The following is a 16029-nucleotide window of genomic DNA, read 5'->3' on the forward strand; positions in this document are numbered from 1 at the left end:
GAGAAAATGGAACTGTGCTATAATTTCTCATAAATCACCTGAAAAGATATGGGAAAACAGATACAAAGATAAATACCATACCAGAAAGGACTTCAACTATGATTGATTTACACGGCCAGGCCGGTCTCCCCTATATCAACCGGGGCGTCTATACCGGAAGCTACGAGGGCATGCGTTACCGGCTGCGGAAGAAAGAGGAAGAGGACAAAAAGACACTGGAGGTAGTGATTTATCCGGAGCCCTTCTGCTTTGAAAAAACAGCGGAGGATCAGAAGGAGGCCAGGGAGTTTCCCTTCACAGACGAGGGCTTTACACAGGCCATCGCCTGGCTGAACGAGCAGTACGAGGCTCAGCAGGAGCGCTGGACAGAGGCGAAGAACGCCAGCTGGGTGTAAAACTGCGCCGTGTCGGTGGAAAGTATGGGGTCAGCAAAAGAAAAAAGTGTATAAAAAGAAAAAAGGCATTCTGCAGCTCCAGATCATGAAATAAAAACTACAGAATGCCTTTTTAAGTAACAAAATTGATTTTTGACAAATTCAAAAAAATCAGATTCTAAATCCATTCATTTCCACAAATATTCGTGAAAATTCCTGCAGAACAGAAATCTTAGTTATCCTCTTCCTCGTCGGCGCTCTTGGTATAGACGGTACGCTTTCTTGCCATCTCATCGCTCTCCAGGTACTCGTCGTAGGTGGTGATCTTATCGATCATAGCGCCGTTCGGCAGCAGCTCGATGATACGGTTGGCGGTAGTCTGTACAATCTGGTGGTCACGGGAGGAGAACAGCAGCACGCCCGGGAACTTGATGAGACCGTTGTTCAGGGCTGTGATGGACTCCATATCCAGGTGGTCGGTGGGCTCGTCCAGAATCAGCACGTTAGCGCCGGAAATCATCAGCTTGGACAGCATACAGCGGACCTTCTCACCTCCGGACAGAACCTTGACCTTCTTCACGCCGTCTTCTCCGGCGAAGAGCATACGGCCCAGGAAGCCACGCACATAGGTGGCGTCCTTGATCTCGGAATACTGGGTCAGCCAGTCGACGATGGTATCGTCGTTGTCAAATTCCTTACTGTTGTCCTTGGGGAAATAGGACTGGCTGGTGGTGATACCCCATTTATAAGTACCCTCGTCCGGCTCCATTTCTCCGGACAGAATCTTAAAGAGGGTTGTTTTGGCAAACTCGTTGCCGCCTACAAAGGCTACCTTGTCGTCATGGCCCAGAATAAAGGAAATATTATCCAGAACCTTCACACCGTCGATGGTCTTGGACAGACCCTCTACGGTCAGCACTTCATTTCCGATCTCGCGGTTCGGACGGAAATCAATGTAGGGGTACTTCCGGCTGGAGGGACGGATCTCGTCCAGCTCGATTTTCTCCAGAGCCTTCTTTCTGGAGGTTGCCTGCTTGGACTTGGAAGCGTTAGCAGAGAAACGGGAGATAAATTCCTGCAGCTCCTTGATCTTCTCTTCCTTCTTCTTATTGGCTTCCTTCATCTGGCGAATCAGCAGCTGGCTGGATTCGTACCAGAAGTCGTAGTTACCGGCATAGAGCTGAATCTTGCCGTAATCGATATCGGCGATATGGGTGCAGACCTTATTCAGGAAATAACGGTCATGGGATACTACGATGACGGTGTTCGGGAAGTTAATCAGGAACTCCTCCAGCCATGCGATAGCGTCCAGATCCAGGTGGTTGGTCGGCTCGTCCAGAAGCAGGATATCCGGGTTGCCGAACAATGCCTGTGCCAGCAGAACCTTGACCTTCTGAGCGCCCAGGAGATCCTTCATCAGGGTGTAGTGAAGATCGGTATCGATACCCAGGCCGTTTAGGAGGGTAGCGGCGTCAGACTCAGCCTCCCAGCCGTCCATGTCCGCGAATTCAGCCTCCAGCTCGCTGGCGCGGATACCGTCCTCATCGGTAAAATCCTCTTTCGCGTAAATGGCCTCTTTCTCCTTCATAATCTCGTAGAGACGGGCATTTCCCATAATAACGGTGTCCAGAACCGGATACTCGTCATACTGAAAATGATCCTGCTTCAGGAAGGAGAGACGCTGTCCCGGGGTGATGACGATTTCGCCATTGGTGGAATCCAGCTCGCCGGACAGAATCTTCAGGAAGGTAGACTTTCCTGCGCCGTTGGCTCCGATAAGACCGTAGCAGTTACCTTCGGTAAATTTGATATTGACATCTTCGAATAAGGCTTTCTTACCTATTCTAAGCGTTACGTTATTTGCACTGATCATGTTTTGCTCCTTATGACTTGGTAAATATGGTGTATGATACGTTTTTTTGTCCTACAGCTTTTATCTGCGGGCATACACATCTATTTTACAGGAAAATATAGAATTTGCAAGCCCTTTCCACGGTTAAATTCCTGAAATTTCTGAGTTTTCAGGATTTCGGAGGGAAAACGGGATTTTCCGGCGGACGGACTTGAGCGGCCGGGAAAAAGAAGGTATAATGTAGGAAATTACGGCGTGAAAGCACGGAAGAAGGGAGCAGCATATGAGACATACATTTACATTGGCCAATGGTGTGGAGATTCCGGCGGTGGGCTTCGGTACCTACAAGGCCGCAGAACACAACGATGAGGCTATTATCAGCGAAGCTATCCGGCAGGGCTACCGGCATCTGGATACGGCTGCCTTTTATTTTAATGAGGAAGCAGTGGGAAAAGCAGTCCGGGAAAGCGGCATTCCCCGGGAAAAATTTTTCCTGACCTCGAAGGTCTGGAGAGACCGCCTCGGCTACGATTCAACCCTGCGGGAGTTTGAAGAGTCCTGTAAAAAACTGGACACCGACTATTTGGATCTGTATCTGATTCACTGGCCGAGACCCGACGACCTGACAGCCGAGTGGAAGGATCTGGACGTGGAAACCTGGAAAGCCCTGGAGGACCTCTATAAGTCGAAAAAGGTGCGGGCTATCGGCGTCAGCAATTTCCTGCCTCACCATCTGAACAACCTGCTGGAGCGGACCAGTATCATTCCTATGGTGAATCAGCTGGAGTTCCATCCGGGATATATGCAGAAGGCCGCGGTGGATTTCAGCCAGCGCCTGGGCATCCAGGTGGAGGCCTGGAGTCCCATCGGACGGGCCAGAGTGCTTCAGGAGCCGCTTCTCATGGAACTGGCGGAAAAGTATCAGGTATCTGTAGCGCAGATCTGCATTCGTTTCGCCCTTCAGTGCGGCGTACTGCCGTTGCCCAAGTCTTCTTCCGGCGAGCGGATGTGTCAGAACCTGGACGTCTTTGGCTTTAACATCGAGGACGACGATATGCATCAGCTGATGACGCTGCCCCAGCTTGGCTGGTCCGGAGAGCACCCGGATCGGGAGAGGGTGAAGTTACGATGAATTATCAGATAAATATGTCTGAATTGTTATGATTATTATGCAAATATTATAATTCTAAACAATCTCTAAAATATTAGCACTCCTACTTGACGAGTGCTAACAATGGTGCTATAACAGAGTCAGAGCAAGGGAGAAGAAAGAAAATAAGAAAAAACCCTTGCGGAACCTCCAGCAGAACTGAAGGGAAGATTAGGAGGAATGATTTATGTTAGTACCGAGTATTTTTGGAGAAAGTTTATTAGATAATTTTGTAAATGATTTTGCATTTCCGTATGCACCTGCAAAGAAGGTTTATGGCAAAGAGGCAGCGCCCCTCATGCGCACCGATGTGAAGGAGACCAAGACGGGCTACGAGCTTGAGATTGAGCTTCCGGGCGTAAAGAAAGAGGACGTTAAGGCAGAACTGAAGGACGGTTACCTGACCATTACCGCTTCCACCGACAGCAAGAAGGAGGAGAAGCAGGAGGGTAAGTATATCCGTAAGGAGCGCTACAGCGGCACCACCAGCCGGAGCTTCTATGTGGGAGAGGATCTCACTCAGGAAGACATCAAGGCCAAATTTGAAAATGGCGTGCTGAAGGTGCTGGTTCCGAAGAAAGAGGAGCAGCCGAAGGTAGAAAAGAAGAGCTATATCGATATTGAAGGCTAAGCGTAGGCCTTTTCGACAGGCAAAAGAGAAGATGGGGATGCGGCTTGGCTGCATCCCCATCTTTGCAGATGGTAATTATGCAGGCGGAGGTGAGCAGGCATTATGAAACAGGACTATTATGAGGTGCTCGGCATTGGAAAGCAGGCAGATGAGAAAGAGATAAAGCGTGCTTACCGGAAGCTGGCAAAGAAATATCACCCGGACATGAATCCGGGGGACAAGGTGGCCGAGCAGAAGTTTAAAGAGGTCACAGAGGCCTACAATGTGCTCAGTGACAAGGAAAAGAAGAAATTATACGATCAGTTTGGTTTTGCGGCCTTTGACGAGGCAGGCAACGCCCGGGCAGACGCAGGAAGCGGTTTCTACGGAGGAGCGGGCGGTCAGGGAGGCTTCCGTAGCGGCAGCTTTCACACGGGAGATGGCAGCGGCTATCAGGAGTTCCATTTCGAGGGCGGCAATATGGACGATATGTTCGGCGATATCTTCGGAAACATGTTCCATGGCGGCTTTGGCGGCCAGAAGGGCTACCGGCAGCAGGCGTCTTATAAGGGCGAGGATTTACACGCGGACATCACGGTTGGCTTTGATGAGGCGGCCTTTGGGTGCGATAAGATGATTCACATTCAGGCAGCAGACGGTACCGGCGTACAGTCCTTAAGCGTGCATATTCCGGCAGGTATCGACGATGGCAAGAGCGTGCGGCTCCGGGGCAAGGGACACCCGGGCTTCGGAGGCGGGGAGAACGGCGATTTGCTGCTGAAGGTACACATTATGCCCAGGGCAGGATATGAGCGGAAGGGCATGGATGTCTATACCACGGCCGATATTCCATTTACCACAGCGGTATTTGGCGGCGAGGCCAGCTTCCCGACCCTCTACGGAAATGTGGTCTGCAAGGTTCCGGCAGGAACCCAGTCCGGCAAAAAGATACGTCTCCGCGGCAAAGGAATCGTGTCCATGAAGGATCCGAAGGTACACGGGGATCAGTACGTGACCATTCAGATTCAGGTACCCACCATACTGACAGCCGAACAACGGCAGAAGCTGCATGAATTTGAAAATGCAATGAAGCAGGGCGGCAGAAGCGCCGCGTAAGATAGAAAGCAAAAGACAGAGCCTTCGGAACGGAAACGTCCCGGGGGCTTTGTTTTTTCTGGGCTGAATTTCTGAAAGAGCAGTTATTTTATTTGCATTGTAAACTTGAAAAATAAAATCTGTTGACAATCTGTACTTTTTCTTGCAAAAGCCCTGTTCTTATTATAAAATAAAAAGCAGTGCCATGACCGGACATGCAGCCGGGCACTGATAGCAGAAAGTAGAAACAGAATTCAGAAAATGCGAAACTCCGAAAGAAAATGGATTTATCTATGGATTTTGCAGGATGGGTTGTAAACATGGAAAAGAAAGAAACAATGATCCAAGCGGAAGATTTGGTTTATGAATACAGAAAATACGATGAGGAAGGCCGGGAACGGGAACTGATTAAGGCCGTGAACGGCGTCAGCTTCCAGATAGAGAAGGGGGACTTTGTAGCGATTCTGGGACACAACGGTTCCGGAAAATCTACGCTGGCCAAGCATATCAACGCCTTGCTTATCCCCAGCGAGGGAACTCTGTGGGTGGATGGAATCGATACCAGGGAGGAAGAACGGGTATGGGATATCCGGCAGAGCGCCGGTATGGTATTCCAAAACCCGGATAATCAGATTATCGGAACCATCGTGGAAGAGGACGTGGGCTTCGGCCCGGAAAATATGGGAGTGCCCACGAAAGAAATCTGGGAGCGGGTGGAGGAGAGCCTGAAGGCAGTGAATATGCTGAAATACCGTCACCATTCCCCGAATAAGCTGTCCGGCGGCCAGAAGCAGCGGGTAGCCATTGCGGGCGTGGTAGCCATGCACCCGGAGTGTATCGTGCTGGACGAGCCTACGGCCATGCTGGATCCCAACGGCCGCAAGGAAGTGATTCGTACGGTCCGGGCCCTGAATGAGGTGGAGGATATTACGGTCATTCTGATTACCCATTATATGGAAGAGGTTATTTACGCCGATAAGGTGATTGTCATGGACGATGGCAAAATCGTCATGGCCGGTACGCCGAGGGAAATCTTCTCTCAGGTGGAAACGCTGAAAGCCTACCGTCTGGATGTACCCCAGGCCACACAGCTTGCCTGGGAGCTGAAAAAAGCAGGTCTTGATCTGCCCGACGGAATTCTGACAAGAGAGGAACTGGTGGAAGCCTTATGTCACTTAAATTAGAGCATGTACAATATACCTACAGTCCTTCCACAGCCTATGAGATTCATGCGCTGAAGGATATAAATCTGGAGATCCCGGACGGTCAGTTTATCGGCCTCATCGGCCATACCGGATCGGGAAAATCCACGCTGGTACAGCACCTGAACGGTCTGGTAAAGCCCACCTCCGGTCATATTTATTTTAACGGAGAGGACATTTACGCGGAAGGCTACGATATGCGGAAGCTTCGAAGCAAGGTGGGACTGGTATTTCAGTATCCGGAGCACCAGCTTTTTGAGGTAGACGTATTAAGCGATATCTGCTTTGGCCCGAAAAATCAGGGCCTGTCCAAAGAGGAAGCGGAGAAAAGAGCACGGGAGGCCATGCGTATGGTAGGGCTTTCCGAGGAGTATGAGAAGCAGTCGCCCTTCGAGCTGTCCGGCGGTCAGAAGCGGCGTGTGGCCATAGCGGGCGTGCTTGCCATGGAGCCGGAGGTGCTGATTCTGGACGAGCCTACGGCGGGCCTGGATCCCAGAGGCCGGGACGAAATCCTGGATCAGATCAGCTATCTGCACCGGGAACGGGGGATTACGATTGTGCTGGTTTCCCATAGTATGGAGGATGTGGCAAAGTACGTGGAGCGCATTATCGTCATGAATCAGGGCGAGGTGCTGCACGACGGAGCGCCCAGAGAGGTGTTCCGCCATTATAAGGAGCTGGAGAGCGTAGGCCTGGCCGCGCCCCAGGTAACCTACATTCTGCATACCCTGAAGGAAAAGGGATTTGGCGTGGACGGAGACGCTACGACCATGGAAGAGGCAAGGGATACGATTCTGAACGTGTTCCGGGATAAGGTAAAAAAACATGATTAGAGATATTACGCTGGGACAGTATTACCCGGCAGATTCCATATTGCATAAATTAGATCCGCGGGTTAAGCTGGTGACCACCATGGTATTCCTGGTGGCGTTGTTTGTGGCCAATGACTGGATGGGATATCTGGTGGCTACGGTTTTTCTGGTGACCGTGATTCGGCTTTCTAAGGTTCCCTTCCATTTTATGGTAAAAGGCCTGAAGGCAATCTTCTTTATCCTGCTGATTACCTTGATTTTCAATCTGTTCCTGACGCCCGGCGATGTGGTGCTGGTACAGATCTGGAAGCTGAAGATTACAGATAAGGGTCTTCACACGGCGATTTTCATGGCTGTCCGGCTGATTTACCTGATTCTGGGCACCTCTGTCATGACCCTGACGACTACGCCCAACGACCTGACGGACGGTCTGGAGAAGCTGTTAAGCCCTTTGAAGAAGCTGCGGGTGCCGGTACATGAGGTGTCTATGATGATGTCCATCGCCCTTCGGTTTATTCCGATTCTTTTGGAGGAAACGGATAAAATCATGAAGGCGCAGATTGCCAGAGGCGCGGATTTTGAACATGGCAATCTGGTACAGAAGGCAAAGAACCTGGTGCCGCTTCTGGTGCCGCTGTTTATCTCCGCGTTCCGACGGGCCAATGACCTGGCGATGGCTATGGAGGCCAGATGTTACCGGGGAGGAGCCGGACGGACCAAGATGAAGCCGCTGGTATACGCAAGGCGGGATTATTACGCATATGCGGTGGTTGCGCTCTTCCTGGCGGCGATTATCGCAGTGAGAGTGGTATTATGAAACGGGTAATGCTGATAGTGGCCTATGATGGCACAAATTACTGCGGCTGGCAGGTACAGAATAACGGAGATACGATAGAAGGAGAGCTGAACAGGGCTCTTTCTTCTTTATTAAAAGAGGAGATTGCGGTGATTGGCGCCAGCCGGACCGATTCCGGCGTCCATGCGCTGGGAAATGTGGCTGTTTTTGATACGGAGGCCCGGATGCCGGCGGAGAAGATGGCCTATGCTCTGAACAGCCGTCTGCCGGAGGATATCCGCGTGCAGCAGTCCTTCCGGGTGGACGATCAGTTCCACCCAAGGAAAACCAGCTGTATCAAGACTTATGAATACCGGATTCTGAACCGGGAATTCGAACTGCCCGGAGAACGGCTGAACAGCCACTTCTTCCGGAAGAAGCTGGATGTGGCAAAGATGCAGGAGGCCTGCCTGCCGTTTTTAGGAGAACATGATTTTAAAAGCTTCTGCAGTATCCATACCCAGGCCGAGACCACAGTGCGGACTATCTACAGCCTGGATGTGACGAAAGAGGGCGATATCATCCGCATTCGTGTGACGGGAAACGGCTTCCTGTATAATATGGTCCGCATTCTTGCAGGTACCCTGATAAATGTGGGCTTTGGCGCCACCGACCCGTCGGAGATTCCGGCCATACTGGCAGCCTGTGATCGCCAGGCAGCGGGCCCTACAGCCCCGGCCAGAGGCCTGACTCTGATAAAAATGGAATATCCGGAGCATCCGGAATTCCCGTTGCAATAGAAAAAATCCTCTGTTATGCGAAAACTGTTCAGGCTGAAGTTTTCTTATAAAAAAAGTGGAATTTTTATTGAAATTTTTATTAAAAAAACAGTTGACACACCCGGGAACATATCATATAATAATCCAATGTGACGTAGTGTGAAAATGTCTGAGCCAAAGCCCCGGTAATGACATATTTCCATAGAAGTTTCAATTTATTTTCAGGAGGAAAACCAATGAAAAGTTACATGGCTAGTCCAGCAACAATTGAGAGAAAATGGTATGTAGTTGACGCTACAGGATATACATTAGGACGTTTGGCTTCAGAAGTAGCTAAAGTTCTGAGAGGTAAGAACAAAGCAATCTTTACTCCGCACATCGACACCGGAGATTATGTAATCGTTGTAAATGCAGACAAGATCAAAGTAACCGGCAAGAAGCTGGATCAGAAGATTTACTATCATCACTCTGATTACGTAGGCGGTATGAAAGAGACCACCCTGCGTGAGATGATGAACAAGAAGCCGGAGAAGGTTATCGAGCTCGCTGTAAAGGGCATGCTTCCGAAGGGACCGCTGGGAAGACAGATGTATACAAAGCTTCACGTATACGCTGGTCCGGAGCACAATCATGAGGCTCAGAAGCCGGAAGTGCTTACATTTTAATTGAGAAAAGGTTAAAGGAGGAAATTTACAGTGGCTAAGTCAAAATTCTACGGAACTGGCAGAAGAAAGAAATCCATCGCAAGAGTATACCTGGTACCGGGTACTGGAAATATCACCATCAATAAGAGAAGCATCGACGAGTATCTTGGTCTTGAGACCCTGAAGGTAGTCGTTCGTCAGCCGCTCGTTGCTACAGAGACAGCAGACAAGTTCGACGTTCTGGTAAATGTTCGCGGAGGCGGATATACAGGACAGGCTGGTGCTATCCGTCATGGTATCGCAAGAGCACTGCTTCAGGCAGATCCGGATTACCGTCCGGTCCTGAAGAAGGCTGGTTACCTGACTCGTGACCCGAGAATGAAAGAGCGTAAGAAATACGGTCTCAAAGCAGCTCGTCGCGCTCCGCAGTTCAGCAAGCGATAATCGACTGCTCAGACTATATCAAAATGGTTCAAAAAGCCCGGAAAATCAAGGTTTTCCGGGCTTTTGCTATATCTAAACGGGCTGATATGGTTTGACCAAATTTGGCAAAACGAAAGCCGATTTCATCCAATTTTTAGTGGTCCGCAAGTGGTTAACTGGCCAAAAAGAGGGCAAAAAGAGGGGGAAGTGGTTCCCAAAGTGGTTAACCGAGAGCCGATTTTTGGGGGGCTTTTCAGCCCTCCTTCCCCTCGTTTTTTGGCTGTGGCAGTTTGGCATAGTTTGAGCTAATTTGAATAATTGAATATGAATTTGATGTAGCACACAGTATAAATGCTGGGTGCTTTTTTCATTTCAGGAACTCGTATTCCGGCGATAGAAAGAGCCGTCACTTCACTGTTAATTTTGAAGTGGCGGCTTTTTCTATTTCCAGAAGCAACAGCAATAATTAGAAATGAGGTGAAGTCAATGAACACGCAAATCATCGCCATTGCCAACCAGAAAGGCGGCGTTGGCAAGACAACGACCTGTGCCAACTTGGGAATCGGGCTGGCGCAAGCCGGAAAGAAAGTCCTGCTGATCGACGGAGACCCGCAAGGCAGCCTGACGATCAGCTTGGGCAATCCCCAGCCGGACAAGTTGCCCTTTACGCTGTCGGACGCTATGGGGCATATCCTGATGGATGAGCCGATTCATTCCGGCGAGGGTATCCTGCACCACCTGGAGGGAGTAGACTTGATGCCCGCCGACATTCAACTTTCCGGTATGGAAGTATCCTTGGTAAATGCTATGAGTCGTGAGACTATCTTGCGGCAATATCTGGACACACTGAAGGGGCAATACTCCCATATCCTTATCGACTGCCAGCCCTCCCTTGGTATGCTCACAGTCAATGCGCTGGCCGCTGCGAATAGGATCATCATTCCCGTTCAGGCAGAGTATCTGCCCGCCAAAGGGCTGGAACAGCTTCTATCTACGGTCAGTAAGGTGAAACGGCAGATCAATCCAAAGCTCCAGATTGACGGTATCCTGCTGACGATGGTGGATAACCGCACCAACTTTGCAAAAGAGATTGCTGCTTTGCTGCGGGACACCTATGGAAGTAAAATCAAAATCTTTGGAACGGAGATTCCACACTCTGTCCGTGCAAAGGAAATCAGCGCAGAGGGAAAAAGTATTTTCGCCCATGACCCTGGCGGCAAGGTGGCAGAGGGGTATCGAAATCTGACGAAGGAGGTGTTGAAACTTGAAAAGCAGCGCGAAAAAAATAGAGCTGGCCTCGGTAGATGATCTGTTCTCCACCGAAGAAGGCCGTCAGGATGCAAAGCTGGAAAAGATTCAGGAGATTCCGCTGTCTGAACTGCATCCCTTTAAGAACCACCCATTCAAAGTCAAGGATGACGAAGCCATGATGGAGACCGCTGACAGTATCAAGCAGTATGGCGTTCTGGTTCCGGCGATTGCTCGACCGGACCCAGAGGGCGGTTATGAGCTGGTAGCCGGACACAGGCGGCACAGAGCCAGTGAGCTGGCAGGCAAGGAGACCATGCCGGTCATTGTTCGGGATTTGGATGATGATGCCGCCACGATCATTATGGTTGACAGCAACTTGCAGCGAGAAAGCTTGCTCCCAAGTGAAAGAGCCTTTGCCTACAAGATGAAGCTGGATGCCATGAAAAGACAGGCTGGCAGACCGAGTAAAGAAAATGTGTCCCAAGTTGGGACACAAAAGCGATCAGACCAGTTGCTTGCTGAACAGGTGGGGCAAAGTCGAAATCAAATTCAGCGCTATATCCGTCTGACAGAGTTAATTCCTGAATTGATGGATATGGTGGATGAAAAGAAGATTGCCCTGAACCCTGCCTATGAGCTGTCCTTTCTCAAAAAGGAAGAACAGGTAGACCTGCTGGACGCGATGGACAGCGAACAGGCTACCCCTTCTCTTTCTCAAGCCCAGCGGCTCAAGAAATACAGTCAGGAGGGGCATCTGACCCTCGATATGATGCGTGTCATCATGGGTGAGGAAAAGAAAAGCGATCTGGACCGAGTGACATTTACCTCTGACACCTTGCGGAAGTATTTCCCTAAAAGCTATACGCCCCAGCGGATGCAGGAAACTATTATCAAGCTGCTGGAACAGTGGCAGAAAAAACGCCAGAGAGATCAGGAACGATGAAAGGAGCCGCCTATGAGGGATATTTCAGCCCGCGAGCTGAAAGGACACAACATTCTTGCCGTGGAGCGTTTTCAGGATAACACCCGCTGGATGATTGAGTTTTCCGTCCTGCGTCCCAGCACAGCTTACGGTAGCCCCGGAGAGGAAATACGACTGTTTTTGACTGAGGACGGGTATCAGGCCGCCCTGCAAAGCCAGCAGCGTCGGGAGATCAAGATCAAGCGTTACGCTCGTGTGATTGAGGGACATATCCTCGATTTCAAACCGGGAAAACACCGCCGCCACTCATAAACAAATCATTACTGCGAAAGGAAAGGATTGAAATGTGTACTGTAAAGGAAATCCGGGAAGCAATCCGGGAGGATTGCCATTCCCAGCATGGTATGGAATTTATAGAGATTGACCGTGTTCTGCAAACTCTGCCATTCTCTCAGGGAAATGACCTGTTGGACAGACCGCCCATTCCCAAGCGCCCCTACCGGCGCAGAAAAAGTGAACAAAACAGCTAACTGCCACAATTCTTTTTACAGGATTGTGGCTTTTTTCATACCCTGAGAAATTTGGAAGGAGTGAGGTCAATGGCCGTATTTCGCATTGAACGAACCAGAGATTATACCGTGATGAGCAATCACCATTTACGCAACGGGAAACTGTCCCTGAAAGCCAAGGGGCTGCTTTCCATGATGCTGTCCTTACCGGAGGACTGGAACTATACCACCAGAGGGCTTGCCGCCATCTGCAAAGAGGGCGTGGACGCTATCGGCGGCGCGCTGCGGGAGCTGGAAACTGCCGGGTACATTGTCCGCCATCAGCTGCGAGACCGGCAGGGTCGGATCAGCGATACCGAGTATGTTATCTACGAGCAACCACAGCCGAAGAACCCGGATACGCCCCAGCCAGATACGGCTTCACCAGATACGGAAAACCCGGATATGGTAAAACCGGATACGGAAAAGCCCACAGAATTAAATATAGAGAAATCAAATACAGAAAAAACAATTACTTATGGATCAAGTACCGATTCTATTCCCTTCCGGGAGCCAGCGGCAGCACAGCTGCCGGAACGGAAAGGAAGGGATGCGATGTCTGTCTCAGAGATGGAAACTTATCGGGATTTGATTCTGGAGAACATCGAGTATGACCACCTGTGCCGGGAGTTTACCACCTACCGGGAGGACCTGGACGAGATTGTGGAGCTGATGGTGGAGACCGTCTGCGCCAAGCGGAAAACCACCCGGATCGCTGGCAGCGACTTCCCCCATGAGGTGGTCCGCTCCCGTTTTTTGAAGCTGGATTGCTCCCACATCGAGTTTGTCATGGAATGCCTGCGGAACAATACCACCGAAATCCGCAACATGAAGCAGTATCTGCTTGCGGTGCTGTTTAATGCGCCGACCACGATCAGCAACCACTACACCGCACAAGTCAACCACGATATGTACGCAGGCGGCTGGTAAACAGCCGCTTTTCTGCTACCCGAAAACACCGGGAGAAAGGATTTTGCCATGAAACGACCTCTTGCCTACATTACGGCTCCCTGGAGCAACAGCCAGTATGAGAACGCCGAGAACGCTGCGGCCTACTGCCGTCAGGTGTACGATGCCGGGTATTCGCCCATCTGCCCGGTGCTGTTCCTGCCTACCTTCCTCAAAGACGAGATTCCCCAGGAACACAAGGACGGGCTGGATATGGCGCGGGACTACCTGCGCCGGTCCCATGTGCTGGTGGTCTGCGGCCACGGCATCGACGAGACCGTGAAGAATGACATTGCCACCGCCGAGCGCCTGCGGATCACCGCCACCACCCTGGACGGTATCCTGGCCGTGAAGGGCCAGGGACGCGGGAAAGGAGGTGCACGCCATGTCTGAGGGAAAGACCATAGGGCAGCTGATGGAAGAAATGCGGGTAAAGGCAGGAGCGCAGAATTATCACGGTCATGGATATATGGATCTCCAGCGTTTTGCGGAGGACACCCGGCACATGATTATTTTTGATGTGCTGACGAACGATTCCCCTGTTGGCTGGAAAGGCAAACGAACCCGCCTGTTCCTGTCGGATACCGGTTATGAAAAAGCACTGGATAGTCAGGAAAAGGGGCAGATTAAGATTTTGAGCCACGCAAAGGTACGTCAGGGCAATCTGCACTATGACCGTTCTGACCAGTTACGCTAAGGAGGGCGGTATGAAGCGTTATCTTCTGCGGCGGCTGGTGGTTCCGCCTTAGCAAAAAAAGAGATTCCCTGCAAACTTCGTGGAAAGGAGGCGAGAAAATGCAGGAAGAAGTGGAAAACAGAACTTTGACGCTGGTTGTCAGTGGAACAAAGTTTACCGGCAGAATGTTTAAGGCTGCCATAAGCAAGTACATGGCACATCGAAAGGAAAAGAAGCTGGAAAAACAGAGAAGCCGTGATGCGCCGGTTGTTCCGCATGGAAAACAGACTGTGAAGCAGCTTGTCGGGCAGAATCAGGGAATATCCAACATTGAGATCACAGACCCCTCTATCAAGGAGTTTGAGAAAATCGCCCGGAAATATGGTGTGGATTATGCGGTGAAAAAGGACCGCAGCAGTTCTCCGCCAAAGTACCTGATTTTTTTCAAAGGCCGTGATGCAGATGCTCTGACAGCAGCTTTAACAGAGTACACCAACAAAAAGGTCAAAAAGGCAACGAAAACAGAGCGCCCGTCCGTACTGGCAAAACTTAACCAGTTCAAAGAGATGGTTAAAAATGCTGTGGTGGATCGCACCAAGCGAAAGGAGCTGGAACGATGAAAAAGACATTGGACATCAAAAAGCTCATTTTGCTGAATATGCCGTATATCCTGATGGGACTGTTTGCTACCAATTTTGGAGAGGCATGGCGAATGGCACAAGGGGCGGATGCTTCAGAAAAGTTTCTTTCGCTGATTGCGGTTCTGCCTGGGGCGCTGCAAAGTTTCTGGCCAAGCCTGCATCTATTGGACTTGTTGGTAGGGCTGTGTTGTGGAGGCAGTCTGAGGCTGGCGGTGTATCTTAAAAGCAAGAACGCCAAGAAATATCGACATGGTTTGGAATATGGTTCGGCCCGCTGGGGAACCCGTGAGGATATTGCACCTTACGTTGATCCTGTATTTCAGAACAATGTGATTCTGACGAAAACGGAGAGCCTGACCATGAACAGCCGCCCCAAGGACCCCAAGACTGCCAGAAACAAAAATGTACTGGTGATTGGCGGCTCCGGTTCCGGTAAGACCCGATTCTGGCTGAAACCCAACCTGATGCAGATGCACAGTTCCTATGTTGTGACGGACCCGAAGGGAACAATTCTGGTGGAGTGCGGGAAAATGCTCCAAAGGGGTGCGCCCAAGCTGGGGAAGGACGGAAAGCCCATGAAGGATAAGCACGGCAAGGTCATTTATGAGCCGTACCGAATCAAGGTCCTAAATACAATCAACTTCAAGAAGTCCATGCACTATAACCCTTTCGCCTATATCCATAGCGAAAAGGACATCTTGAAGCTGGTAACAACGCTGATCGCCAATACCAAAGGCGAAGGCAAGGCCGGAGATGACTTCTGGGTCAAGGCGGAAACATTGCTGTATTGCGCGTTGATTGGATATATCCACTATGAAGCTCCGGTGGAGGAGCAAAACTTCTCCACCCTCATCGAGTTCATCAACGCCATGGAAGTCCGGGAGGATGACGAGGAGTTCAAAAATCCCGTAGACCTGATGTTTGATGCACTGGAATCGGAAAAGCCAAACCACTTCGCAGTGCGGCAGTATAAGAAATATAAGCTGGCAGCCGGCAAAACCGCTAAGTCGATTTTGATTTCCTGCGGTGCGCGTCTTGCCGTATTTGATATTGCGGAGCTGCGCGAGGTCACAGCTTATGACGAGCTGGAACTGGATACTCTGGGAGACCAGAAAACTGCCCTGTTCCTCATTATGAGTGATACGGATGATAGCTTTAACTTCCTGATCTCCATGTGCTATACCCAGTTATTCAACCTGCTTTGTGAAAAGGCCGATGATGTGTATGGCGGCAGGCTTCCGGTTCATGTACGCTGTTTGATTGATGAGTGTGCTAACATCGGGCAGATTCCGAAGCTGGAAAAGCTGGTGGCCACCATCCGAAGCCG

20 protein-coding genes are annotated in these 16029 nt (G+C 50.5%); 19 read left to right on the top strand and 1 reads right to left on the bottom strand.

Annotated elements, in window-relative coordinates; all coding sequences use genetic code 11:
* The first annotated feature begins 98 nt into the window (after positions 1 to 98).
* Entirely contained in the window at positions 99 to 395 is a 297-nt protein-coding gene (locus ACESZP_RS13320; protein ID WP_499709242.1) for a GNAT family acetyltransferase, read from the top strand.
* 211 nt (positions 396 to 606) lie between these two features.
* Here the strand turns inward: ACESZP_RS13320 and ACESZP_RS13325 are convergent, their stop codons facing one another.
* Entirely contained in the window at positions 607 to 2247 is a 1641-nt protein-coding gene (locus ACESZP_RS13325; protein WP_178037964.1) for an ATP-binding cassette domain-containing protein, read from the bottom strand.
* Positions 2248 to 2509: 262 nt separating this feature from the next.
* Here ACESZP_RS13325 and ACESZP_RS13330 point away from each other — a divergent pair, with 262 nt between their 5' ends.
* The 18 genes from ACESZP_RS13330 to ACESZP_RS13415 all read left to right on the top strand — a co-directional run.
* Complete coding sequence (locus ACESZP_RS13330; protein ID WP_499709245.1) at positions 2510 to 3358, top strand: aldo/keto reductase; 849 nt, start codon at positions 2510 to 2512, stop codon at positions 3356 to 3358.
* Positions 3359 to 3563: 205 nt separating this feature from the next.
* Positions 3564 to 4007 (top strand): Hsp20/alpha crystallin family protein, encoded by a 444-nt coding sequence (locus ACESZP_RS13335; RefSeq protein WP_499709247.1) that lies wholly within the window; start codon positions 3564 to 3566, stop codon positions 4005 to 4007.
* Positions 4008 to 4109: 102 nt separating this feature from the next.
* The gene (locus ACESZP_RS13340; protein WP_499709249.1) at positions 4110 to 5102 is read left to right on the top strand and encodes a DnaJ C-terminal domain-containing protein; all 993 of its coding nucleotides are present in this window, start codon (positions 4110 to 4112) and stop codon (positions 5100 to 5102) included.
* A gap of 299 nt (positions 5103 to 5401) precedes the next feature.
* The gene (locus ACESZP_RS13345; RefSeq protein ID WP_178038921.1) at positions 5402 to 6265 is read left to right on the top strand and encodes an energy-coupling factor transporter ATPase; all 864 of its coding nucleotides are present in this window, start codon (positions 5402 to 5404) and stop codon (positions 6263 to 6265) included.
* Entirely contained in the window at positions 6250 to 7116 is an 867-nt protein-coding gene (locus tag ACESZP_RS13350) for an energy-coupling factor transporter ATPase (RefSeq protein ID WP_178038922.1), read from the top strand. Before ACESZP_RS13345 ends, ACESZP_RS13350 begins: the two co-directional genes overlap by 16 nt.
* Positions 7109 to 7912 carry an energy-coupling factor transporter transmembrane component T family protein gene (locus ACESZP_RS13355; protein WP_499709251.1) on the top strand — a complete coding sequence of 268 codons (804 nt, stop codon included), beginning with the start codon at positions 7109 to 7111 and terminating at the stop codon, positions 7910 to 7912. Before ACESZP_RS13350 ends, ACESZP_RS13355 begins: the two co-directional genes overlap by 8 nt.
* On the top strand, positions 7909 to 8670 hold the full coding sequence (truA, locus tag ACESZP_RS13360; protein ID WP_499709253.1) for a tRNA pseudouridine(38-40) synthase TruA: 762 nt from the start codon (positions 7909 to 7911) through the stop codon (positions 8668 to 8670). Before ACESZP_RS13355 ends, truA begins: the two co-directional genes overlap by 4 nt.
* 215 nt (positions 8671 to 8885) lie before the next feature.
* Positions 8886 to 9314 carry a 50S ribosomal protein L13 gene (gene rplM, locus ACESZP_RS13365; RefSeq protein WP_158365013.1) on the top strand — a complete coding sequence of 143 codons (429 nt, stop codon included), beginning with the start codon at positions 8886 to 8888 and terminating at the stop codon, positions 9312 to 9314.
* Between the two features lie 30 nt (positions 9315 to 9344).
* Positions 9345 to 9737, top strand: a complete 393-nt coding sequence (gene rpsI / locus ACESZP_RS13370) for a 30S ribosomal protein S9 (protein ID WP_158365014.1) — start codon at positions 9345 to 9347, stop codon at positions 9735 to 9737.
* Positions 9738 to 10202: 465 nt separating this feature from the next.
* Positions 10203 to 11024 carry a ParA family protein gene (locus tag ACESZP_RS13375; protein ID WP_499709255.1) on the top strand — a complete coding sequence of 274 codons (822 nt, stop codon included), beginning with the start codon at positions 10203 to 10205 and terminating at the stop codon, positions 11022 to 11024.
* The gene (locus tag ACESZP_RS13380; protein ID WP_262426703.1) at positions 10981 to 11910 is read left to right on the top strand and encodes a ParB/RepB/Spo0J family partition protein; all 930 of its coding nucleotides are present in this window, start codon (positions 10981 to 10983) and stop codon (positions 11908 to 11910) included. The genes ACESZP_RS13375 and ACESZP_RS13380 overlap by 44 nt, the downstream gene beginning before the upstream one ends.
* 12 nt (positions 11911 to 11922) lie before the next feature.
* A complete protein-coding gene (locus tag ACESZP_RS13385; protein ID WP_003525137.1) occupies positions 11923 to 12201 on the top strand; it encodes a DUF5720 family protein in 279 nt (92 codons plus the stop codon).
* A 26-nt stretch (positions 12202 to 12227) separates the two neighbouring features.
* Positions 12228 to 12419 carry a hypothetical protein gene (locus tag ACESZP_RS13390; protein ID WP_432211849.1) on the top strand — a complete coding sequence of 64 codons (192 nt, stop codon included), beginning with the start codon at positions 12228 to 12230 and terminating at the stop codon, positions 12417 to 12419.
* A 69-nt stretch (positions 12420 to 12488) separates the two neighbouring features.
* Positions 12489 to 13367, top strand: a complete 879-nt coding sequence (locus ACESZP_RS13395; RefSeq protein ID WP_499709256.1) for a DUF6017 domain-containing protein — start codon at positions 12489 to 12491, stop codon at positions 13365 to 13367.
* 48 nt (positions 13368 to 13415) lie between these two features.
* Positions 13416 to 13778 (top strand): DUF7768 domain-containing protein, encoded by a 363-nt coding sequence (locus tag ACESZP_RS13400; protein WP_117470655.1) that lies wholly within the window; start codon positions 13416 to 13418, stop codon positions 13776 to 13778.
* Entirely contained in the window at positions 13771 to 14082 is a 312-nt protein-coding gene (locus ACESZP_RS13405) for a DUF5720 family protein (protein WP_499709258.1), read from the top strand. The genes ACESZP_RS13400 and ACESZP_RS13405 overlap by 8 nt, the downstream gene beginning before the upstream one ends.
* 98 nt (positions 14083 to 14180) lie before the next feature.
* Entirely contained in the window at positions 14181 to 14681 is a 501-nt protein-coding gene (locus tag ACESZP_RS13410) for a PcfB family protein (RefSeq protein WP_499709260.1), read from the top strand.
* A partial coding sequence (locus ACESZP_RS13415; RefSeq protein WP_499709262.1) for a VirD4-like conjugal transfer protein, CD1115 family occupies positions 14678 to 16029 on the top strand: 1352 nt, incomplete at its 3' end. The genes ACESZP_RS13410 and ACESZP_RS13415, both read left to right, overlap by 4 nt.

The organism is Candidatus Dorea massiliensis AP6, assembly GCF_964245105.1.
In the GTDB taxonomy this organism is placed as follows: domain Bacteria; phylum Bacillota; class Clostridia; order Lachnospirales; family Lachnospiraceae; genus Laedolimicola; species Laedolimicola intestinihominis.

Coding starts and splice junctions, on each gene's coding strand:
- ACESZP_RS13320 (WP_499709242.1), top strand. CDS start 99: ATGATTGATTTACACGGCCAGGCCGGTCTCCCCTATATCAACCGGGGC.
- ACESZP_RS13325 (WP_178037964.1), bottom strand. CDS start 2,247: ATGATCAGTGCAAATAACGTAACGCTTAGAATAGGTAAGAAAGCCTTA.
- ACESZP_RS13330 (WP_499709245.1), top strand. CDS start 2,510: ATGAGACATACATTTACATTGGCCAATGGTGTGGAGATTCCGGCGGTG.
- ACESZP_RS13335 (WP_499709247.1), top strand. CDS start 3,564: ATGTTAGTACCGAGTATTTTTGGAGAAAGTTTATTAGATAATTTTGTA.
- ACESZP_RS13340 (WP_499709249.1), top strand. CDS start 4,110: ATGAAACAGGACTATTATGAGGTGCTCGGCATTGGAAAGCAGGCAGAT.
- ACESZP_RS13345 (WP_178038921.1), top strand. CDS start 5,402: ATGGAAAAGAAAGAAACAATGATCCAAGCGGAAGATTTGGTTTATGAA.
- ACESZP_RS13350 (WP_178038922.1), top strand. CDS start 6,250: ATGTCACTTAAATTAGAGCATGTACAATATACCTACAGTCCTTCCACA.
- ACESZP_RS13355 (WP_499709251.1), top strand. CDS start 7,109: ATGATTAGAGATATTACGCTGGGACAGTATTACCCGGCAGATTCCATA.
- truA (WP_499709253.1), top strand. CDS start 7,909: ATGAAACGGGTAATGCTGATAGTGGCCTATGATGGCACAAATTACTGC.
- rplM (WP_158365013.1), top strand. CDS start 8,886: ATGAAAAGTTACATGGCTAGTCCAGCAACAATTGAGAGAAAATGGTAT.
- ACESZP_RS13375 (WP_499709255.1), top strand. CDS start 10,203: ATGAACACGCAAATCATCGCCATTGCCAACCAGAAAGGCGGCGTTGGC.
- ACESZP_RS13385 (WP_003525137.1), top strand. CDS start 11,923: ATGAGGGATATTTCAGCCCGCGAGCTGAAAGGACACAACATTCTTGCC.
- ACESZP_RS13395 (WP_499709256.1), top strand. CDS start 12,489: ATGGCCGTATTTCGCATTGAACGAACCAGAGATTATACCGTGATGAGC.
- ACESZP_RS13400 (WP_117470655.1), top strand. CDS start 13,416: ATGAAACGACCTCTTGCCTACATTACGGCTCCCTGGAGCAACAGCCAG.
- ACESZP_RS13405 (WP_499709258.1), top strand. CDS start 13,771: ATGTCTGAGGGAAAGACCATAGGGCAGCTGATGGAAGAAATGCGGGTA.
- ACESZP_RS13410 (WP_499709260.1), top strand. CDS start 14,181: ATGCAGGAAGAAGTGGAAAACAGAACTTTGACGCTGGTTGTCAGTGGA.